Source organism: Peristeroidobacter agariperforans (genome assembly GCF_004138335.1).
Lineage (GTDB): Bacteria > Pseudomonadota > Gammaproteobacteria > Steroidobacterales > Steroidobacteraceae > Steroidobacter > Steroidobacter agariperforans.
Map to the genome: position 1 here is coordinate 2,698,917 of NZ_RYFW01000001.1, position 17,445 is coordinate 2,716,361.

The 17,445-nt window shown below is 63.5% G+C and carries 15 protein-coding genes; 8 read left to right on the forward strand and 7 right to left on the reverse strand.

The window, feature by feature from the left end:
• Window positions 1–20 precede the first annotated feature (20 nt).
• Genes EK373_RS11775 through EK373_RS33980 form a run of 3 tightly spaced genes read right to left on the reverse strand, consistent with a single transcriptional unit; the run spans window position 21 to window position 4,387 of the window.
• Window positions 21–815: an FHA domain-containing protein gene (locus tag EK373_RS11775; RefSeq protein ID WP_129642838.1), complete on the reverse strand. Its 795-nt coding sequence runs from the start codon at window positions 813–815 to the stop codon at window positions 21–23.
• 42 nt (window positions 816–857) lie between these two features.
• Window positions 858–1,676, reverse strand: a complete 819-nt coding sequence (locus tag EK373_RS11780) for a Stp1/IreP family PP2C-type Ser/Thr phosphatase (RefSeq protein WP_198683229.1) — start codon at window positions 1,674–1,676, stop codon at window positions 858–860.
• 35 nt (window positions 1,677–1,711) lie between these two features.
• Window positions 1,712–4,387: a CHASE2 domain-containing serine/threonine-protein kinase gene (locus EK373_RS33980; protein WP_269813428.1), complete on the reverse strand. Its 2,676-nt coding sequence runs from the start codon at window positions 4,385–4,387 to the stop codon at window positions 1,712–1,714.
• Between the two features lie 306 nt (window positions 4,388–4,693).
• Here EK373_RS33980 and radA point away from each other — a divergent pair, with 306 nt between their 5' ends.
• Window positions 4,694–6,055: a DNA repair protein RadA gene (gene radA, locus EK373_RS11790; RefSeq protein ID WP_129642839.1), complete on the forward strand. Its 1,362-nt coding sequence runs from the start codon at window positions 4,694–4,696 to the stop codon at window positions 6,053–6,055.
• Here radA and EK373_RS11795 read toward each other — a convergent pair.
• Window positions 6,038–6,928, reverse strand: a complete 891-nt coding sequence (locus EK373_RS11795; RefSeq protein WP_129642840.1) for a transporter associated domain-containing protein — start codon at window positions 6,926–6,928, stop codon at window positions 6,038–6,040. The genes radA and EK373_RS11795 overlap by 18 nt on opposite strands.
• Before the next feature lie 9 nt (window positions 6,929–6,937).
• Window positions 6,938–7,747, reverse strand: a complete 810-nt coding sequence (locus EK373_RS11800) for a cytochrome C assembly family protein (RefSeq protein ID WP_157994329.1) — start codon at window positions 7,745–7,747, stop codon at window positions 6,938–6,940.
• 173 nt (window positions 7,748–7,920) lie between these two features.
• Here EK373_RS11800 and ffh point away from each other — a divergent pair, with 173 nt between their 5' ends.
• From ffh to sppA, 7 genes are all read left to right on the forward strand, one after another.
• Window positions 7,921–9,282, forward strand: a complete 1,362-nt coding sequence (ffh, locus tag EK373_RS11805; RefSeq protein ID WP_129642842.1) for a signal recognition particle protein — start codon at window positions 7,921–7,923, stop codon at window positions 9,280–9,282.
• A 114-nt stretch (window positions 9,283–9,396) separates the two neighbouring features.
• Complete coding sequence (gene rpsP / locus EK373_RS11810) at window positions 9,397–9,654, forward strand: 30S ribosomal protein S16 (RefSeq protein WP_129642843.1); 258 nt, start codon at window positions 9,397–9,399, stop codon at window positions 9,652–9,654.
• 35 nt (window positions 9,655–9,689) lie between these two features.
• Entirely contained in the window at window positions 9,690–10,214 is a 525-nt protein-coding gene (gene rimM / locus EK373_RS11815) for a ribosome maturation factor RimM (protein WP_129642844.1), read from the forward strand.
• Window positions 10,215–10,223: 9 nt separating this feature from the next.
• Complete coding sequence (trmD, locus tag EK373_RS11820) at window positions 10,224–10,961, forward strand: tRNA (guanosine(37)-N1)-methyltransferase TrmD (RefSeq protein WP_129642845.1); 738 nt, start codon at window positions 10,224–10,226, stop codon at window positions 10,959–10,961.
• Between the two features lie 45 nt (window positions 10,962–11,006).
• Window positions 11,007–11,348 carry a 50S ribosomal protein L19 gene (gene rplS / locus EK373_RS11825; RefSeq protein WP_129642846.1) on the forward strand — a complete coding sequence of 114 codons (342 nt, stop codon included), beginning with the start codon at window positions 11,007–11,009 and terminating at the stop codon, window positions 11,346–11,348.
• Between the two features lie 142 nt (window positions 11,349–11,490).
• A complete protein-coding gene (locus tag EK373_RS11830; protein WP_129642847.1) occupies window positions 11,491–12,612 on the forward strand; it encodes a PQQ-dependent sugar dehydrogenase in 1,122 nt (373 codons plus the stop codon).
• Window positions 12,613–12,646: 34 nt separating this feature from the next.
• Window positions 12,647–14,482, forward strand: a complete 1,836-nt coding sequence (gene sppA, locus EK373_RS11835; RefSeq protein WP_129642848.1) for a signal peptide peptidase SppA — start codon at window positions 12,647–12,649, stop codon at window positions 14,480–14,482.
• Between the two features lie 43 nt (window positions 14,483–14,525).
• Here sppA and EK373_RS11840 read toward each other — a convergent pair whose 3' ends face one another.
• Window positions 14,526–15,878 carry a TonB-dependent receptor domain-containing protein gene (locus EK373_RS11840; RefSeq protein WP_129642849.1) on the reverse strand — a complete coding sequence of 451 codons (1,353 nt, stop codon included), beginning with the start codon at window positions 15,876–15,878 and terminating at the stop codon, window positions 14,526–14,528.
• On the reverse strand, window positions 15,815–17,299 hold the full coding sequence (locus EK373_RS11845) for a TonB-dependent receptor plug domain-containing protein (protein WP_157994330.1): 1,485 nt from the start codon (window positions 17,297–17,299) through the stop codon (window positions 15,815–15,817). The genes EK373_RS11840 and EK373_RS11845 overlap by 64 nt, the downstream gene beginning before the upstream one ends.
• Window positions 17,300–17,445 lie beyond the last annotated feature (146 nt).

Sequence of the window (17,445 nt, forward strand, 5' to 3'; positions counted from 1 at the left end):
GCGGCGTTATCAGCCGACGCTCAGCCTTCGAAGAACCCCATCTTCACGCCAGCGAGCAAAATCACATCGTTGTCCGCGAGCTTACGGGCCTGCTCGCCGATCGCTGCGCCGTTGACCGACGGATAATCGCCAGGCTTGCCGCTATCGACATGGACGATGAAATAACCGTCCGCTCGACGAGTGATCGCAGCGACTTGCACGCCAGGGCGACCCAACGTCGTCAGGGCTTTGTTCAATTCGAGCTCGCGGCCGGCGAACGCGCCGCTCAGCACTTGCAGCTTGGCCTTCGGCAATGCGATGCCGGGGTGCTCGCCGGTGGAGCTCGTGCTGCTGCCCGCAGGCGGCATCGGTCGGGTCATCGGCGGAGCAGACGTTGAAACAGGCGTCGGAGCCGCAGCAGCCTTCGGGGCCGGAGCCGGCGGAGGAGGCGACACGGTCGCAGCTTTCTTCGCCGCGATAGCAGCCACGGCGGAGCCCGGGGTGATCACCATCGTCTTCTCGAACTCATCCGGCTCGGTGTCCGAGCTCTGCGTGTCGACGAAGCGCAGCTGATGATGACCGACGGTCACGACATCGCCATGTTGAAGCGCGTGCTTCTTGATCAGCTTGCCGTTGACGTAAGTGCCGTTGGTGCTGTTCAGATCTTCGAGGAACGAGTCGTTGAGAATGTTGATCACCAGCGAGTGGTGACCGCTCACGGCCGGGTTGTCGATGCGGATGTCGTTATCGGGGAGCCGGCCGACGGTATACCGCTCCTTGTTCATGTTGTATTCGGCCATCACCTGACCGTCCAGGCTGAGGATCAACCGTGCCATTTTTGCTCGTCCCCGAGTAATGCCAGTCAGCGACCTATGTGACTAGCCGAACCAGCGCAAGATTCTGTCAACTACCCCTGTCCGCGCTGCGAACGAGTCCACAACTTGCGCAAGGATGATCGACACATTGTCCCGACCGCCATTGTCGTTCGACAATTGAATCAATTGCTTAGCAACCGTTTCAAGGCTAGCACTAAAGGTGCTCATAGTTAAGTGAATGTCATCGTCCTCGACCATGTCGGACAGGCCGTCGGAGCACAGACAGAAAAAGTCGCCCTTATCCACAGGCTGTTCATGGACCTCGACGTCGACGGTGGGCTCCACGCCGAGGGCTCGGGTCACGTAATTCTTGTTCGTGGCCCGCTGGGCCTCGGCCTGGGAATAGAAGCCTCGGTCGACCAGTTCCTGCAGCAGTGAGTGGTCCATGGTCATCTGCTCGAGCCGGTTGGCCCGCAGCCGGTACAGGCGCGAGTCGCCGACGTGGGCAATGGCCACGCGATTGTCGAAGAACAGGCAGGCGACGATGGTGGTGCCCATGCCTTCGCACTGGGGCTGGGTCTTCGCCGTCTGATAGATGATCTTGTTGGCGCGCGCGATCGCATCTCGCAACACGATGCTCGGGCGGGCCATGCCGGTCTCCGGATCGGAGGAGGACATGTCCTGGTGCTCGACTGCTTCCTTCACCAGGCTCATCACGGTTTTCACGGCGATGCCGCTGGCCACCTCGCCGGCGTTGTAGCCGCCCATGCCGTCGGCGAGCACGAACAGACCGATGTCGGCGTCGACACCGATGGTGTCCTCGTTGTGCTCACGCACGCGACCGACGTCGCTTAACCCTACGGAGCGGATCTTGCCACGCACCACCTAGTTGACCCTCCGTGTCCGCAGTGTCCAGCTCACGGCAGCAACCACTCGTGTTCTGCCCGTGCCGCGCTCTTCTCCGGCGGACCCGCGACAGCGCGCAGGGCCATGGCCATTTCGGCGCAAGTCACATAGCGATCGTCGGCCGATTTGGACAGCGCGCGGTCGATGATGGCTTCGACTTCCGGCGGCAGGTCGGGACGGATCGTGCGAATCGGAGTGTGCGGCTCGGTGGCGATCTTCTGCATCAAGCGCGGCATCGAATCGGCGCGGAACGGCAGTTGACCGCACAGCAGCTGATAGAGGCTCACGCCCAGCGCGAATTGATCGGAGCGACCGTCGAGCGTGCGCCCTTCGAGTTGTTCCGGTGACATGAATGACGGTGTGCCCAGGACGATTCCGGTTTTGGTTCGGCTTGTATCGGTCAGGCGCGCAATTCCGAAGTCCGTGATCTTCAGTTCATCCGTCTCGGGATTGAACATTATATTAGCTGGTTTGATGTCGCGATGAACGACGTTCTGCCGGTGCGCATAGTGCAGAGCCTCGGCCACGCGGGCGACGAGCAGCATCACGCTTTTTGGCGGCAACAGCTGCTTCACGTCGGTGTGGGTGCTCAAATGGTGGCCGCGCAGGTACTCCATGGCGATGTATGCAAGGCCATTGTCTTCGCCCGCATCGTAGACGGTGACGATGGCCGGATGGTTCAGACGGCCGGCCATCTCCGCCTCGCGGAAGAAGCGCGCGCGAGCCTCGGCCAGATCGTCTTCCTCGAACTCCTCCGCCAGCGGAATGGCCTTGATCGCCACCACGCGATTGATCTTCGGATCGCGGCCCAGGTAGACGATGCCCATGGCGCCTTTGCCGAGCTCGCGCTCGATTTCGTATCGGCCGAGGGTGCGTTTGGACGACGATCGTCCCGCCGAGGGAACGTCGAGCAGGTCGGGCACGGTTTCTTCGTGGTCTTTCAAATCGATGGCCGGCTGTCGCGGCCGGATGGGCCGCGGCGGCTCGCGTTTGACGGGTGGCACGGGCGTCGCCGTCTCATGCGCCATCGATTCGCGGGACTCTCGCGCCATCGATGCGCGCGTCGCTGGTTCACGAGTCAACGGCTCATCGCGCACGCGAGCCCGGCGAACCTTCAGCTCGCGGTAATTGGGATCGCGCGTCGCGATATAGGAGTACACCGCCGATGCCTTGGCAAGTTGCGCGCGCCGCTCGAAGTCCATGCCCAGGTTGTAGAGCAGTTCCATGGTCGGTGCATCCAGCGCGCAGCGCTGATAGGTCTCGAACGCGAGATCGAGCTGGCCTTGCTTGTGGAACGTCTGTCCGAGCGAGCGCAGATTGGCGCCGGGATCGCGTGCACCGTCGCCTGCTCTGATGTTGGCGCGACGGATCAACTCCCCGACCAGATACAAACCATAGCCGGCAGCCAGCGCCACGCAAGCAAGCGTGAAGTGCAGCCAGACCTGCGACGAGCGCAGCAGGACGATCTCGGAGCCGGCCAACAACACCATGAACAGCAGCGTGGTCATTCCGCCAATCGCTGCGCCGGCGGCAGGCAACATGAAAGCCGAGAACAGCAGCACGAGCACCACGACGCCCCACTCGACCACGGGCGCATAAGCCGGGCGAGAATACATCTGCGCGGCCAACGAGCTCGACACCGCGCTGGCAATGGCCACTACTGGCGGCGTGGACTTGCTCACGGGCGTCGCGACGGACTCATCGACACTGTCATGGTTCATCAGGCCGATCAGCACGACCTTATCGCGCAGCGTGCCCTTCGGCAGGCCACCCGATAACACTTGCCAGTAGGGATATTGCTGAAATGCCTGCACGCCGCTCGGCGGGAAGTAACGTGGATGACTATGCTGAGTGGAATCCAGCGGCGTCCGGCGAGTTCCCATGGTCAGCGCATTGTTGGAATGAAAGATCATTTCATTGGGCGAAACGCCCAGGGCGCGGCTGGTGATGACGGCTGAAAGCGACGGCACGAGGCTCGCGCCGACGCGAACCGCGGCAAGGTTGGTGCGCACGACGCCATCCGCATCGGGCGGCAGATAGGTGTGGCCGATGCCGCTGGCCTCGGCCAGAAACACGGGCGCCGGCAACATCGTGACGTCGGCGTGAGCGGTGCGATTCAACGCCGAAGGATCGCTGGCCGGCGAGAAGCGCGCGGGAATCTCATCGCTGTCGGCGGCTGTGTCGCTCAGGCGGATGTGCATCGGCAAGATCACGTTGCCGTGAGCCGCCATGGATCTGGCGAGATGCGCGTTGGGATCGCGCCCCGCGGCCGACTCGCCGAGCAGCTTGCGCAACTGGCGGGCCTGCTCGGAATTGCCGAGGTTGCTGGACTCGAGCAACGCGAGCGCAGCACGAACTTTCTCACGCTCGCTGGTGCGACCGGCGGTATCGAATGGAACGGTGAATGCGACGACGCGCGCGCCTTCCGCTTTCAGCTTGTCGATCAAGCTGGCGTGCACATCGCGCGGCCACGGCCATTCGCCGAGCTGGGCCAGGCTGGCGTCGTCGATGGCAACGATCACGACCTCGCGCGAGGGCTTGGCCTCGACCGAAGTCATCATGCGGTCGTAGACGCCCAGCTCCAATGGCAGCGAGGCGGGGGAGTAGACCCAATGACCCACGGCAACCACCAGGGCTGCAGCCAGCCCGCCGGGAAGCCAGGAGAATCGCGCCAGTTTTGCCGCCACGAGTTGAGTACCGCCTAAGACTTCAAACCCACTACCGGACCGTTCGACTACCCTGGCCGTGACAAACACGATGGTCGCAAGACCATGGTGGTCGCTGATTCTTGGCCAAGTGTCAGGACTTGGTCGGTGTGGGGCGAAATTGCGGCGCGAGTATAGCGAAGGACGATAGGTTAAATTGCCGGTGGCGTCACACCCGCGGTGGGCTGCTAGCCCACAAATCGCATGAGGCAAACTCTGCGCTGCGGTGCTGCCGATCAGTTCACATCCATACAACGTCTTGGGGCGCCCGGCGTCCCGTAAGGAACCATGGCCAAAACCAAGGAAATCTTCGTCTGCGATCAGTGCGGCAACGAGAGCCTCCAGTGGCAGGGCATCTGCCCCTCCTGCGGCGCCGCCGACACGCTCAAACGTATGAGTATTAGCCGTGCCTCACGCACGGGTGCGGATCGTCGGCCGTTGGCGGCCGGCACGGAACGGCCGCGGCGACTGGCCGAGGTATCCGAAACGAGCGAGCCGCGCATCGCGACTGGCCTGCAGGAGTTCGACCGCGTGCTCGGCGGCGGCTTGGTCTTGGGTTCGGTGACGCTGCTCGGCGGCGATCCCGGCATCGGCAAGTCAACGGTGCTGCTCCAGGCGGGCGATGCGCTCAGCCGCGCGACTCCGACTCTCTATGTCACGGGCGAGGAATCGTTGCAGCAGGTGAGCCTGCGCGCGCGCCGTCTCGAAGTCGTCAGCGATACGTTGCAACTGCTGGCGGAAACGAACGTCGAGACCATTCTCGGGCATGCGCAACAGTCGGGTGCGCGCGTGTTGGTCATCGATTCCATCCAGACCATGTTCGTCAACGACGTGGATTCGTCGCCAGGCTCGGCGGCGCAAGTGCGCGAGGCGGCTGCCGCGCTGGTGCGCTTTGCGAAGTCATCAGGGGTGTCGGTGCTGATCATCGGCCACGTCACCAAGGAAGGCGTGATCGCCGGTCCACGGATCCTCGAGCACATGGTTGACACGGTGCTCTATTTCGAGAGCGATGCGGGCAGTCGCTTCCGTCTGGTGCGCGCAGTGAAGAATCGCTTTGGCGCGGCGAATGAAGTCGGCGTGTTCGCGATGACGGAGCAGGGGCTGCGCGAGGTGAAGAATCCATCCGCGATCTTCTTGTCGCAGCATCCGCAGCCCGTGGCCGGCAGCGCGGTGATGGTGGCGCGCGAAGGCAGCCGTCCGATGCTGATCGAGGTGCAGTCGCTCACCGATGAAGCGCAGGGGATGAACCCGCGACGCGTCGCCGTGGGCTTGGAAGCGAATCGGCTCGCGCTGTTGCTAGCGGTTTTGCATCGACACGGCGGCGTGTCCACCGCGGGCCGTGATGTGTTTCTAAACGTCGTCGGCGGCGTGAGGATTTCAGAGACCGCGGCGGATTTGCCCGCGGTGTTGGCATCGGTATCGAGCGTGCGTGATCGACCGCTCGCGCCGCGACTGGTTTGCTTCGGCGAGCTGGGTTTGGCGGGCGAGGTGAGGCCGGTGCCCTACGGCGAGGAGCGTCTGCGCGAAGCGGCGAAACACGGTTTCGAGCGCGCCATCGTGCCGGAAGCAAACAAGCCGCGCCGTGAGATCGAAGGATTGGAAGTGATTGGCGTGGAACGGCTCGACGAAGCGCTACGCCACGCCTTTTGACGCCGTCGGCTCGACCTGCAAGCCGATCGGGCGGATGCGCGCGGTTTTTACGCTGTTTTCCGCGGTCTGGAGAATCTCCACCGACAGGTTGCCGAGCTTCAGCCCGGTGCCGGGCTGCGGAATCGTTTCCAGGAATTCGAGAATCAAACCATTTAATGTGCGCGGTCCGTCGGTAGGCAGGTCCCAGCCGAGGGTTTTATTCAACACACGTATGCTGATCGCGCCGTTGATGACGAAACTGCCGTCGGCATCGCGATGAATATCTTGATGGAGCGCGCCCGGCGCACTGGTGAAGTCGCCGACGACTTCTTCGAGAATGTCCTCGAGTGTCACCAGGCCGCGGATGTCGCCGTACTCGTCGACGACCAGCGCGATCCGACGGCGATCGCGCTGAAAGTTCAGCAGTTGCACGCTCAGCGTCGTGCCCTCGGGTACGAAGTAGCCTTCTCGCTCGCGCGCCAGTTGTAACAATCGTTCGCGCGTGAGGTCGGCGCGCGCCAACGCGTGCGCGACCTTCTTCATGTGCAGCATGCCGATGATGTTGTCGAGGTTGTTCTCGCAGACCGGCAGGCGCGTGTGAGGGGTGGAGCGCAGCGTATCGATGATGGAGTCCCAGTCATCGCTGATGTCGATGTAAGCGATCTCGCTGCGCGGGATCATGATGTCGTCGACCTTCATGGTGTCGAGGTCGAGCAACTTGTCGGTGAGACGGCGGCGTGGATTGTCGTGTGGCCAGGGCGTCTGCTCCGAACGCCGGCGCGGTTTGACCCGCGGGCGGCGCGTGAAAGCGCGGCCCAAATAGAACCCGATGGTCGCGGCCACGAGGATCGCAAGCACCAGCGTGCTCATCCAACCGATCGCATGCAGACTCAAATCCGTTCCTCAACCCCAGTGCCGGCCCAGAATGGACTCGAGCACGATTTTGGAACCGAAATACGCCAGACCCAGCAGCGCGAAGCCGCTCAAAGTCCAGTTCCTCGCGACGCGGCCGCGCCAGCCGAAACGCCAGCGACCGAACAACAGCACCGCGAATACCACCCACGCGAGGCACGACAGCACCGTCTTGTGAATGAGGTGCTGCGCGAACAAGTCGCGCACGAAGATGAAACCACTGAATAGCGCGAGCGTCAGCACCGCGAAGCCGGCGCCGAGCGCCTGGAACGTGGCGGACTCGAGCGCTTCCATCGACGGCAGGATCGTGAGCATGCCGAGCGGCCGCCGGCTGCGCAGTCGACGATCGAGCAGTGCCAGGGCCACGGCGAGTGCGACGGCGATGGTGAGAAGCGCATAAGCCAACGTCGAGAGCACGATGTGCGCGGCGATCTCCCAGCTCTGCTGTTCGAGCGCGTAACCCGCGTTGCCCTCCACGGTAGTTGCGGCGACGACGCCCGCGATGGCCATGAGAATGGAGCCGATGCCGGCGAAGCGCGGCCGCGCCCAGGTGAGCACCAGCGCTATGAGCCCCGTGGGCCATCCGATGAGCGAGGCGGTTTCGGTGACGGTGAACGCCAGTTCGGGTTTGGCGAACACGCTTTGCCAGAGCAGGGCGCCATGGAGCGCGACGGCGATGGCCCCGAGTCCAAGGCCCGCGATCCGGCGGCCGTGCGCAGCCCTCTCATCGGCGCGATACACGCTCGAGGCAAGCCATGCGGCGCATGCCAGATAGCAGGCGAGAACGACGATGGACAACACTGAGGTGGAAGACTCAGATAAGGATGACGCGCCTAGGATAACGGATCGCGGTTAGCGGTTGGCGGTTAGCGGGTGGGGGTTGGCTAAGAGGCGCAGCGGCCATATTTCCCTCCGGCTGTCTTAAACTAACCGCCAACCGCGAACCGCCAACCGCCAACCGCTTCAAAAATTTCATGTTCGACAAACTGACTGAACGCCTGCAAGGCGTCATGGAGAGCCTGCGGGGCCGCGGGCGTCTTACCGAGGAGAATATCGCCGACACGCTGCGCCAGGTCCGTATGGCGCTGCTGGAGGCGGACGTCGCGCTTCCGGTCGTGAAGGGCTTCGTCGACACCATCCGCGGCAAGGTCGTCGGCCAGGAGTTCGATAAGAGCCTGACGCCGGGCCAGATGCTGGTGAAGCTCATCCATGACGAGCTGATCGCGCTGATGGGCGCGGGCGTCCGGCCGCTGAATCTGCGCGCGCAGCCGCCGGTGGTCATTCTGCTGGCGGGCCTGCAGGGCGCGGGTAAAACGACCTCTGCGGGCAAGCTCGCCAAGTGGCTGAAGGAGAACGAGCGCAAGAAGGTGCTGCTCGCCAGTACCGACGTTTACCGTCCGGCCGCCATCCTGCAGCTGGAGCGACTCGCGACCCAGCTGGATGTCGCGTTCTTCCCGTCCGATCCCAAGAAACCCGCGGTGACGCTGGCGAAGGAAGCGCTGACCGAGGCCAAGCAGTCGCTGTACGACGTCCTGATCGTCGACACCGCCGGCCGACTACACGTCGACGACGAAATGATGGTGGAGATCAAGGACATCGCCGGCGCTGTCACGCCTACCGAAACGCTGTTCGTGGTCGACAGCATGGCCGGTCAGGACGCGGTGAACGCGGCCAAGGCGTTTGGCGCGGCGCTGACGCTGACGGGCGTCGTCCTCACGAAAACCGACGGCGACGCGCGCGGTGGCGCGGCCCTGTCGGTGCGGCAGATCACTGGTGCGCCCATTCTTTTCATGGGCACGGGCGAGAAAACCGATGCTCTGGAGCCGTTCCACGCCGAGCGCGTGGCCTCGCGCATCTTGGGCATGGGCGACGTCTTGTCGTTGGTCGAAAAGGTCAGCCAGAACGTCGATCGCGAGCAGGCCGAGAAGCTGGCCCGCAAGCTGAAGAAGGGCAAGGACTTCGACCTGGAGGATCTGCACGATCAGCTGCAACAGGTCGAGAAAATGGGCGGCCTGAGCGCGCTCATGGACAAGCTGCCCGCGCAGCTGGCCGGCAAGGCGGCGCAGATGCCCCAGGGCAATGAGAAGGAGATCACGCGCCAGCTGGCCATGATCCGCTCCATGACCCCCGGCGAGCGCCGCTATCCCAAGACCATCGATGCCTCCCGCAAGCGCCGGATCGCGGCCGGCTCGGGCGTGCACGTGTCGGAGATCAACAAGCTCCTGAAGAACCACATGCAGATGCAGAAGATGATGAAGACGTTCTCCAAGGGCGGCGGCCTGCGCCGGCTGATGAGCGCCTTCGGCGGCGGGGGATTTCCCCGACCGGGCGGCTGAACCTGACCGTTTGGCTTTGAAAAAACCTATACATCCAGTATAGTTCGCGCCCTTTTCCGGGTGCCCCGTGCCCGGACGCCCGGCTTTACGTATTGATTTCGAGGCTTTAGCAGCATGGTCACGATCCGGCTCACCCGTCGTGGGGCGAAGAAGACGCCCTTCTATCACATCGTCGTCACCGACAGCCGTATGCGTCAGGGCGGCACGACCCTGGAGCAGGTCGGCTTTTTCAACCCGATTCCGACCGGCAAGCAGCGCCGCCTGGAGCTGAAGCTGGACCGCGTCGACTACTGGGTCGGCAAGGGCGCGAAGCCGTCCGAGCGCGTCGCCGAGCTGGTCAAGACGCATCGTAAGCAGGCTGTCGCGGCCTGATTTGCAGCGCTGAGCGCTGCCTGTGTTGATCGATTATGGGCGACGCGCAGGCTGAAGACCGCTGGGTAGTGCTGGGCAAGATCGGCAGCACTTTCGGCGTGCAGGGCTGGGTTCGGATTACTTCGTACACCGACCCGCCCGAGAACATTCTGGACTACGACAGCTGGCACCTGCTTCGAGCCGGGCAGTGGGAAGCGGTCGAAGTCGAAGACGGGCGCATGACCGCCAAAGGCGTGCTGGCCAAGCTGGCCGGCATCGAGACTCCGGAAGAGGCTCGGCTGCAGGTGGGCATCGAGATTGCCGTCCGGCGCAGCGAGCTGCCGCCTACGGCGCCCGGAGAGTTTTACTGGAGCGATCTGGAAGGACTGGAAGCGCTGACCCCGAGCGGCGAATCGCTGGGTCGCGTGGACCACTTCCGCAGTACGCCGGGTGGCGATATCGCGGTGGTCAAAGGCGTCAAGGAGCACTGGATCCCGTTCGTGAAGGACCGGATCGTCAAGGTCGACCTGGATGCCGGGCGCATCGTGTTCGACTGGGGTGTGGACTGGCTGGACGATTGAGTTCGGACGATGCGCATCGAAGTGGTGACGCTGTTTCCGGAGTTCGTGGCCGAAGCAGTTCGAGTGGGTGTCCTGGGTCGCGCCATCGAGCGCGGCACGGTGGCGGTAAACGCCACGACCCCGCGCGAGTTCGCCACCGACGTGCACAAGTCCGTCGACGACCGTCCCTACGGGGGCGGGCCGGGCATGGTCATGACGATCGAGCCGGCGCGGACCTCGATACGAGCCGCGAAGGCGCGATTGCCCGAAGGCAGTCGCAGCGTCTATCTGGCCGCCGATGGAGCGCCGTTGACGCATGCGAAGGCGCAGGAGCTGGCGAAGTTGCCGGGCCTGTTGCTGCTGGCAGGGCGCTATGAAGGTGTCGACGAGCGGCTGATTCAGTCGGAGATCGACGAGAGCGTGTCCATCGGCGACTACGTGTTGTCGGGGGGCGAGCTGCCGGCGCTGGTGCTGATCGACGCCGTGGTCCGGCTACTGCCGGGTGTGCTGGGCGATGAGGCGTCGGCGGTCGAGGATTCGTTCGTCGCCGGGCTGCTCGACTGGCCGCACTACACGCGGCCGGAAGTGTTCGAAGGGCAGGCCGTGCCCGCGGTGCTGGTCGGTGGCAATCATGCCGCGATCCGCCGCTGGCGCGAGCAGCAGGCGCTCGGGCGCACCTGGCTGCGGCGCCCGGACTTGATCGAGAAACTGGCGCTGACGGCCGAACAGCAGCGCTTATTGAAAGAATTTTTGGCGGAGCCGAAGTAGTAATCAGGCTCTCCGCCGCCGGTTTGAATACGGATGGGTACGACCATGAACATCATCGAAAAGCTCGAGAGCGAAGCCGCAGGCAAAGAAATTCCGGACTTCTCGCCCGGCGACACCGTCGTCGTGGAAGTGAAGGTGAAGGAAGGCGACCGCGAGCGCACGCAGGCCTATGAAGGCGTCGTGATCGCCCGTCGCAATCGCGGCTTCAACTCGTCTTTCACCGTGCGCAAGATTTCGCACGGCGAAGGCGTCGAGCGCGTGTTCCAGACCTACAGCCCGTCGATCGGCGCCATCACCGTGAAGCGTCGCGGTAACGTCCGTCGCGCCAAGCTGTACTACCTGCGCGATCTGACCGGCAAGGCCGCGCGCATCGAAGAAAAGGTGTAATTCACACCTACGGATTGCTGGTCGGCGTTGGCTCAAAGCTACACGCCGGCCATCCCTCCCATCCCGGTTAGCCGCGCGTCTCACGCGCGCTAACTGCTTCGTCTCCGCGGTGGTTAAACTGTGTCTTCCTAGCGGAGACACCATGCCCACCTCTCTCCCCCGCCTGCTGTTCAGCTTGCTCGCGACCTGTTGCGCGACCGCTGCGCTCGCCAGTCCGGCGACCGACAAGGTGCTGCAGAACGTTCGTCTGCCCGCCGGCTTCCAGCTCGAGGTCTACGCCGACAATGTGCCGGCCGCCCGCTCCATGGCGCTGGGCGCGAAGGGCACTTTGTTCGTGGGCACGCGCGGCACCACTGTTTATGCCATCAGCGGCTCGCCGGGCACCGGACTCAAACCGACGGTGCGGGTGATCGCGAACAAGCTGAACATGCCGAACGGCGTCGCCTTCCGCGATGGCGCGCTCTATGTCGCCGAGGTGCATCGCATCCTTCGCTACGACGACATCGAATCGACGCTGACCGGCGTGCCGGCGCCCAAAGTGGTGCGCGACGATCTGCCGACCGCGCGCCATCACGGCTGGAAATACATTGCGTTCGGCCCGGACGGAAAGTTGTACGTGCCGATCGGCGCGCCCTGCAATGTTTGTAACGAGCCGAACTTCGCCGTCATCACGCGCATGAATGCCGATGGCTCGGGCCACGAAGTGTTTGCTCGCGGCGTTCGTAACTCGGTCGGCTTTACCTGGCACCCCACCACCAAAGAACTTTGGTTCACCGACAACGGCCGTGATTATCTCGGCGACGATTCGCCGCCGTGCGAGCTGAACGTCGCGCCGCGCGCCGGGCTCGACTTCGGCTTTCCCTACTGCCACGGCCGGGACACCAAGGATCCGGATTTCGGCAAGCTGGGCGATTGCTCTCGCATGACGCCGCCGGTGCGAACCTTGGGCGCGCACGTCGCGCCACTGGGTGTGAAGTTCTATACCGGCACGGCGTTCCCCGAGAAGTACCGCAATCAGGTGTTGATCGCCGAGCATGGCTCCTGGAACCGCAGCGCCAAGGCCGGCAAGAGCGGTTATCGCCTGACCCTGGTACGGCTCGACGGCGAGAAGGCGATCGGTTATGAACCTTTCGCGACCGGCTTCACTCGCGACGACGACGTGCTCGGACGGCCGGTCGATCTGCTGGTGCTCGAGGACGGCTCGATGCTGATTTCCGACGACACCGCCGGCGCCATCTACCGACTGACTTATTCCGCGACCTGACCTTTCCCTTCACTCGACATTCGACGCCTGCTCCATGAAAGCGATTGCCTGGTTCCTGACCTTCATCTGGCGTGGTCTCGATGGCCTGCGCAAAGTGCTGCACCTGATCGTGCTGCTGGTGCTGTTCCTGGCGATCGGCGCGTTGATTTCGCCGGCCAATCCGATCGTTCCTCACAAGGCGGCGCTGGTGCTCTCGCCGCAGGGCGCGCTGGTCGAACAACTGGCGGGCGATCCGTTCGAGCGCGCGGTGGCTGAGGCGTACGGTCAGAGCCGTCCTGAAACATTGCTGCGCGATCTGGTCGATGTGGTCGACACCGCGGCGAAAGACAAGCGCATCGAGCTGATGGTGCTCGATTTGAGCGGCATGGCCGGCGGCGGCATTGCCAAGATGCAGGAGCTGGCAGCAGCGATTCAGCGCTTCCGGGCGGCGGGCAAGAAGGTGTTTGCGTTCGGCGAAAGTTTCGACCAGGCGCAGTACTACCTCGCCGCGCAGGCCGACGAGATTTATCTGGATCCGCACGGCCTGGTGCTCATCGAAGGCTTCGGTTACTACCGCACGTTCCTGAAAGGCGTGATCGACAAGCTGTCGGTCGACGTGAACGTGTTCCGCGCCGGCAAGTTCAAGTCGTTCACGGATCAATTCAGCCGCAGCGACATGTCCGAGCAGGAAGAGCAGGAGAGCATGGCCTGGCTGAATGCGCTGTGGAAACAGTATCTGGCGGGCGTCGCCAAGGCGCGCGGGCTCGATGAAGGCGCGATTGCCGCTTACGCGAACGAGTACGCCGAGATCGCGAAGTCACATCGCGGCGATCTGGCCACGGCGGCACTGGAACGCAATCTGGTCACCGAGCTGAAGTCACGCCGGGAATTCGAGGATCAGATCAAGGCGCTGGTCGGCGAGGATGAGGATGAACATACGTTCAACGGCATCATGAACTGGGACTACCTGGCCGCGGCCCGCTCCAGCGAACCGCTGCTCGAAGGCGATCGCGTCGGCGTCGTGGTTGCGTCGGGCGAGATTCTCGACGGCGCGCAGCCGCCGGGCACGATCGGCTCCGACTCGACGTCACGTCTGCTGCGCGACGCGCTCTACGACGACTCGATCAAAGCAGTGGTGCTGCGAATCGACAGCCCTGGCGGCAGCATGCTGGCCTCGGAAGTGATCCGTCGCGAGATCGATGCGCTACGCGATGCCGGCAAGCCGGTGATCGCGTCGATGAGCAGCACGGCGGCGTCGGGTGGTTATTACATCGCCATGGATGCGGATGAGATCTGGGCCAGCCCCGCGACGCTCACTGGCTCGATTGGCGTGTTCGCCGTGTTCCCGACCATCGAGCGCACGCTGGAGAAGTTTGGCGTCACCATCGACGGCGTGGGCACGACCCCGCTCGCCGGCTCGCTGCGCCTGGATCGCACGCTCAACGATGGCGCCAAGGAGATCCTGCAGAACTCCATCGATCACGCCTACAGCGTGTTCGTGAACAACGTGGCCACGGCGCGCGAGAAGTCCTTCCAGGATATCGATGAGGTCGCGCAGGGCCGCGTGTGGGCCGGGGTCGACGCCGCTCAGCACGGCCTGGTCGACAAGCTCGGCTCGTACAAGGACGCGCTGAATTCCGCCGCGGAGAAGGCGGGCTTGGGCAAGGACTACAAGGTTCACTACATCGAGGCGCCGATGGGCTGGCGCCAGGCGCTCGCCATGCGCTCACAGGCGCTGGCCGCGCGCGTTACCCGCGCGCTGGTGCCGGAGCACGAATTGTTTTCTAACGCACGCCGCATCCTGGCGCCGTTGGAAGCGGAGTTGACGCGCTTGGCGCGGTTCAACGATCCGAAGAATGTGTATTACTACTGCATGTGTTCAGCGCCCTGAGAATAAAAACTGGCGGGCCGTCCTGGCCCGCCAGTGAGCTCGATCAGAACTTGAACGATACCTGTCCGAACAAAACCCGACCGCGCGGATCGTAGTAGCGCGCGTCATATCCGATCTGGAAATTGCTCGCCGTCAGCGACAGCGGCGGATCTTCATTGAACAGGTTCAGCGCACCGACTGTCAGTCGCACCCAATCGGTGATTTGCCAGCTCGATTGCCAGTCGAGCGTGAAGTAGTCGTCGACCTCCAGACGAACGTCCGCGACCTCGCCGTTGAAATCGCCGTTGGCGTCGATGCCATCCACCGTGGTCTCCACGTCCAGGTAGCTGCTCTTGTAGTTCATGGTGATCGTGTGTGAGAACGGTCCGTGATCCAGTGTCGTCAACAGGCGTCCCACCCAACGAAAGGTCACCTCATCCAGCGGCGTCGAATAGTTGGCGATGTTCCGGTAGTAGGGACCGTCTTTCGTCAGTTGTTCCTTGTCGGTGATCATGTAGGTGGCCACCAGTTGCGTGCGCAACTTGCCAAACGGCAACTGCCAGCTGGCGTCGGCGTTCAAGTCGATGCCGCTGTAATACTCCTTGCCGGTATTGATGTTGGTTTGGTTGTAGGCGATGTAGGTCGTGCCGGTGCCGATATCCGTGAACGTGGTCCAGGCATCCGGATAGGTCGCCGGATTGGCGAACGCCTCCGTCTCCTCGATCTGGCCGAAGGCGTCCTTGATCCCCACCCACCAGTAGTCCAGGCCGACGGATGCTTCGCGCGAGAACTCGAACACCATGCCCAGCATCGCTTGTTCCGACTCTTCGGGCGTCAGATCCGGATTGCCGCCCGCGAACACGTCATATTGCGTTTGTGGCGGCCGGCAGATCGCGCCCAGGCTCGAGGCGATGGCCGCCAGGTCCGGAGTGCAATCGTAGGGATTCGCCGTGACGCCGTAGTTCTGCAGCGAGGCGTTGAGTTGCGGCACGGTCGGCGCATGGAAGCCTGTCCCGTACGAACCGCGAATCAGGAACTGCTGCGCCGGTGTGACGCGGAAGCTGACCTTGTAGTTGGTCGTCGAGCCCACGTCGCTGTAGTCGTCGTAACGACCGGCGCCCGACAGTTCCAGCCACTCCAGCGGTTGCACGTTGATCTCCGTGAACACGCCGGTGACGTTGCGGTCGGCGCCATACGGAATGGACGCGGCGGCGTCGCCGAACCGCTGATCGCCAGTGCCCGGACCGCCAGCGGCGGGAGTGCCTGCAACCGGATCGTCCAGATTCGCTTGCGCGAACTGGCTGGGCTTCGATTGAAATTTTTCCCGGTAATGGCTCAGGCCTGCCGCAAACATCACTGGCTTGCCGTTGGGCAGGTCGAACAAGTCAGTGGATGCCCGCAGCTCTGCTGTCTGCATGCGTGAAGTGCCGCCGTCCCAATAGCCGCGGTAGTTGATGCCGTTGAGCGCGGCGAGGCCCGCTTCGGTCTGTTGTCCCGGGGCGACGAAGGATCGATGGCTCCGCTCGCCAGCGCAGCGTCGAACGCGAGGGCGCCGGGATAGCCGGCGATGTGACCTTTCACATCGCTTTCCGACTGCGTCAGCGCGAAGTCATAGTTCCAGCCGCTGAGATCGCCTTCGATGCCGATCGCGGCGTGATAGAACGTCGCTTCATCGTCGTTGATGCGCTGGCCCAGATCGAAGGTACGATACGGCGCGACGATGGGATCGATCACGCCGTCCTCATCCACGTCCGCCGGTCCGAATAGCGGGTTGCCCTCATCGTCAACGACGCCCGCGAGATATTGGTTGTAGAGCGCCGAGCCCACGTCGACGCCCAGTTCGCCGGGCACTGGAGCGATCTTCGAGAGCGACTTGGCTTCCGACCACAGCGCATCGACGAACAGGTTGTGCGCTTCGCCCAGTTTTATATTGAGCGACGCGTTGGCGTTCTTGCGCTCGCGCTCGGGATAGAGCTGGATGTTACGGACGTAGTCGTAGTAGCACGCGGCGCCGACCGGCGCCGAACCCTCCGGACAGCTGCCGCTGCTCAGATAGCCGAGGCTGACGGTCTCGCCGGCCAGGTTGCCCGTCGTTGCGACCGCATTCGCGGGAATGTTTCTTGGTGAGCCGTTGAAGAAGGTCCACCGTTGCCCGACGTAATCGAAATTCACGATGGCGGAGTCGGCGAAATCGCGGTCCGCGGAGTTGAGCTCTTCGCGCTTGTCGCCGGCGATCGCGACGAATAAGTTCCAGCCACTGTTTTCATAGTCGCCGATGCCGGCGCTGAGACTGACGCCACGCTCCTGCGCGCCGTCCTCGGGCGCGTAATAGCGAGCCGACACGTCGCGATCCAGCGTCTTATCTTTGGTGATGAAATTCACCACGCCGGCGACGGCGTCCGAGCCGTACAGCGCCGACGCACCGGACGTCAGAATCTCCACTCGCTGAATTGCCGAGACCGGAATGCTGTTGAGGTCGACGGCAGCGGCGAAGCCGGTCAGCGTCTGCCCGCCGAATTGGGCCATGCGCCGGCCATTGAGCAGCACCAGCGTGCGGTTCTCGCCGATGTTGTGGACCGAGACGCCAGAAAAGCCGAACGTCGCGGCGCCCACCGCATCGGATTCAACGGTCGCGCCCTGGATCGTCGGCAAGCGCTGCATCAGATCGACGACCGATGCGGCGCCGGTGCGCTGGATGGCTTGCGAGTCCAACACTTGCACTGGCAAGGATGCTTCTGCCTCCACGCGTCGGATGGCCGAACCGGTGACAATCACTTCTTCCAACGGCGCTCCGGCCGATGTTTGTTTCTGCTCCTGTGCCACGGCAAGCGCTGTCACGAGGAGGATTGGGGTCGTACAGAGTGCGCAGCCTAGGGCGCGCCTCAAACAGGTGCTGGTCATGGATGCTCTCCTGATGAATTGAAGAGGCCTCCACTGCTGTTGGGGATTGGCTTCCCTGGGAATGAAGCGAAAAGTGGCCGCGT

What these genes read in the sequence shown, in the direction of transcription:
- EK373_RS11775 (WP_129642838.1), bottom strand. Translation starts at nt 815, where the DNA reads ATGGCACGGTTGATCCTCAGCCTGGACGGTCAGGTGATGGCCGAATAC.
- radA (WP_129642839.1), top strand. Translation starts at nt 4,694, where the DNA reads ATGGCCAAAACCAAGGAAATCTTCGTCTGCGATCAGTGCGGCAACGAG.
- ffh (WP_129642842.1), top strand. Translation starts at nt 7,921, where the DNA reads ATGTTCGACAAACTGACTGAACGCCTGCAAGGCGTCATGGAGAGCCTG.
- rpsP (WP_129642843.1), top strand. Translation starts at nt 9,397, where the DNA reads ATGGTCACGATCCGGCTCACCCGTCGTGGGGCGAAGAAGACGCCCTTC.
- rimM (WP_129642844.1), top strand. Translation starts at nt 9,690, where the DNA reads ATGGGCGACGCGCAGGCTGAAGACCGCTGGGTAGTGCTGGGCAAGATC.
- trmD (WP_129642845.1), top strand. Translation starts at nt 10,224, where the DNA reads ATGCGCATCGAAGTGGTGACGCTGTTTCCGGAGTTCGTGGCCGAAGCA.
- rplS (WP_129642846.1), top strand. Translation starts at nt 11,007, where the DNA reads ATGAACATCATCGAAAAGCTCGAGAGCGAAGCCGCAGGCAAAGAAATT.
- EK373_RS11830 (WP_129642847.1), top strand. Translation starts at nt 11,491, where the DNA reads ATGCCCACCTCTCTCCCCCGCCTGCTGTTCAGCTTGCTCGCGACCTGT.
- sppA (WP_129642848.1), top strand. Translation starts at nt 12,647, where the DNA reads ATGAAAGCGATTGCCTGGTTCCTGACCTTCATCTGGCGTGGTCTCGAT.
- EK373_RS11840 (WP_129642849.1), bottom strand. Translation starts at nt 15,878, where the DNA reads ATGCAGACAGCAGAGCTGCGGGCATCCACTGACTTGTTCGACCTGCCC.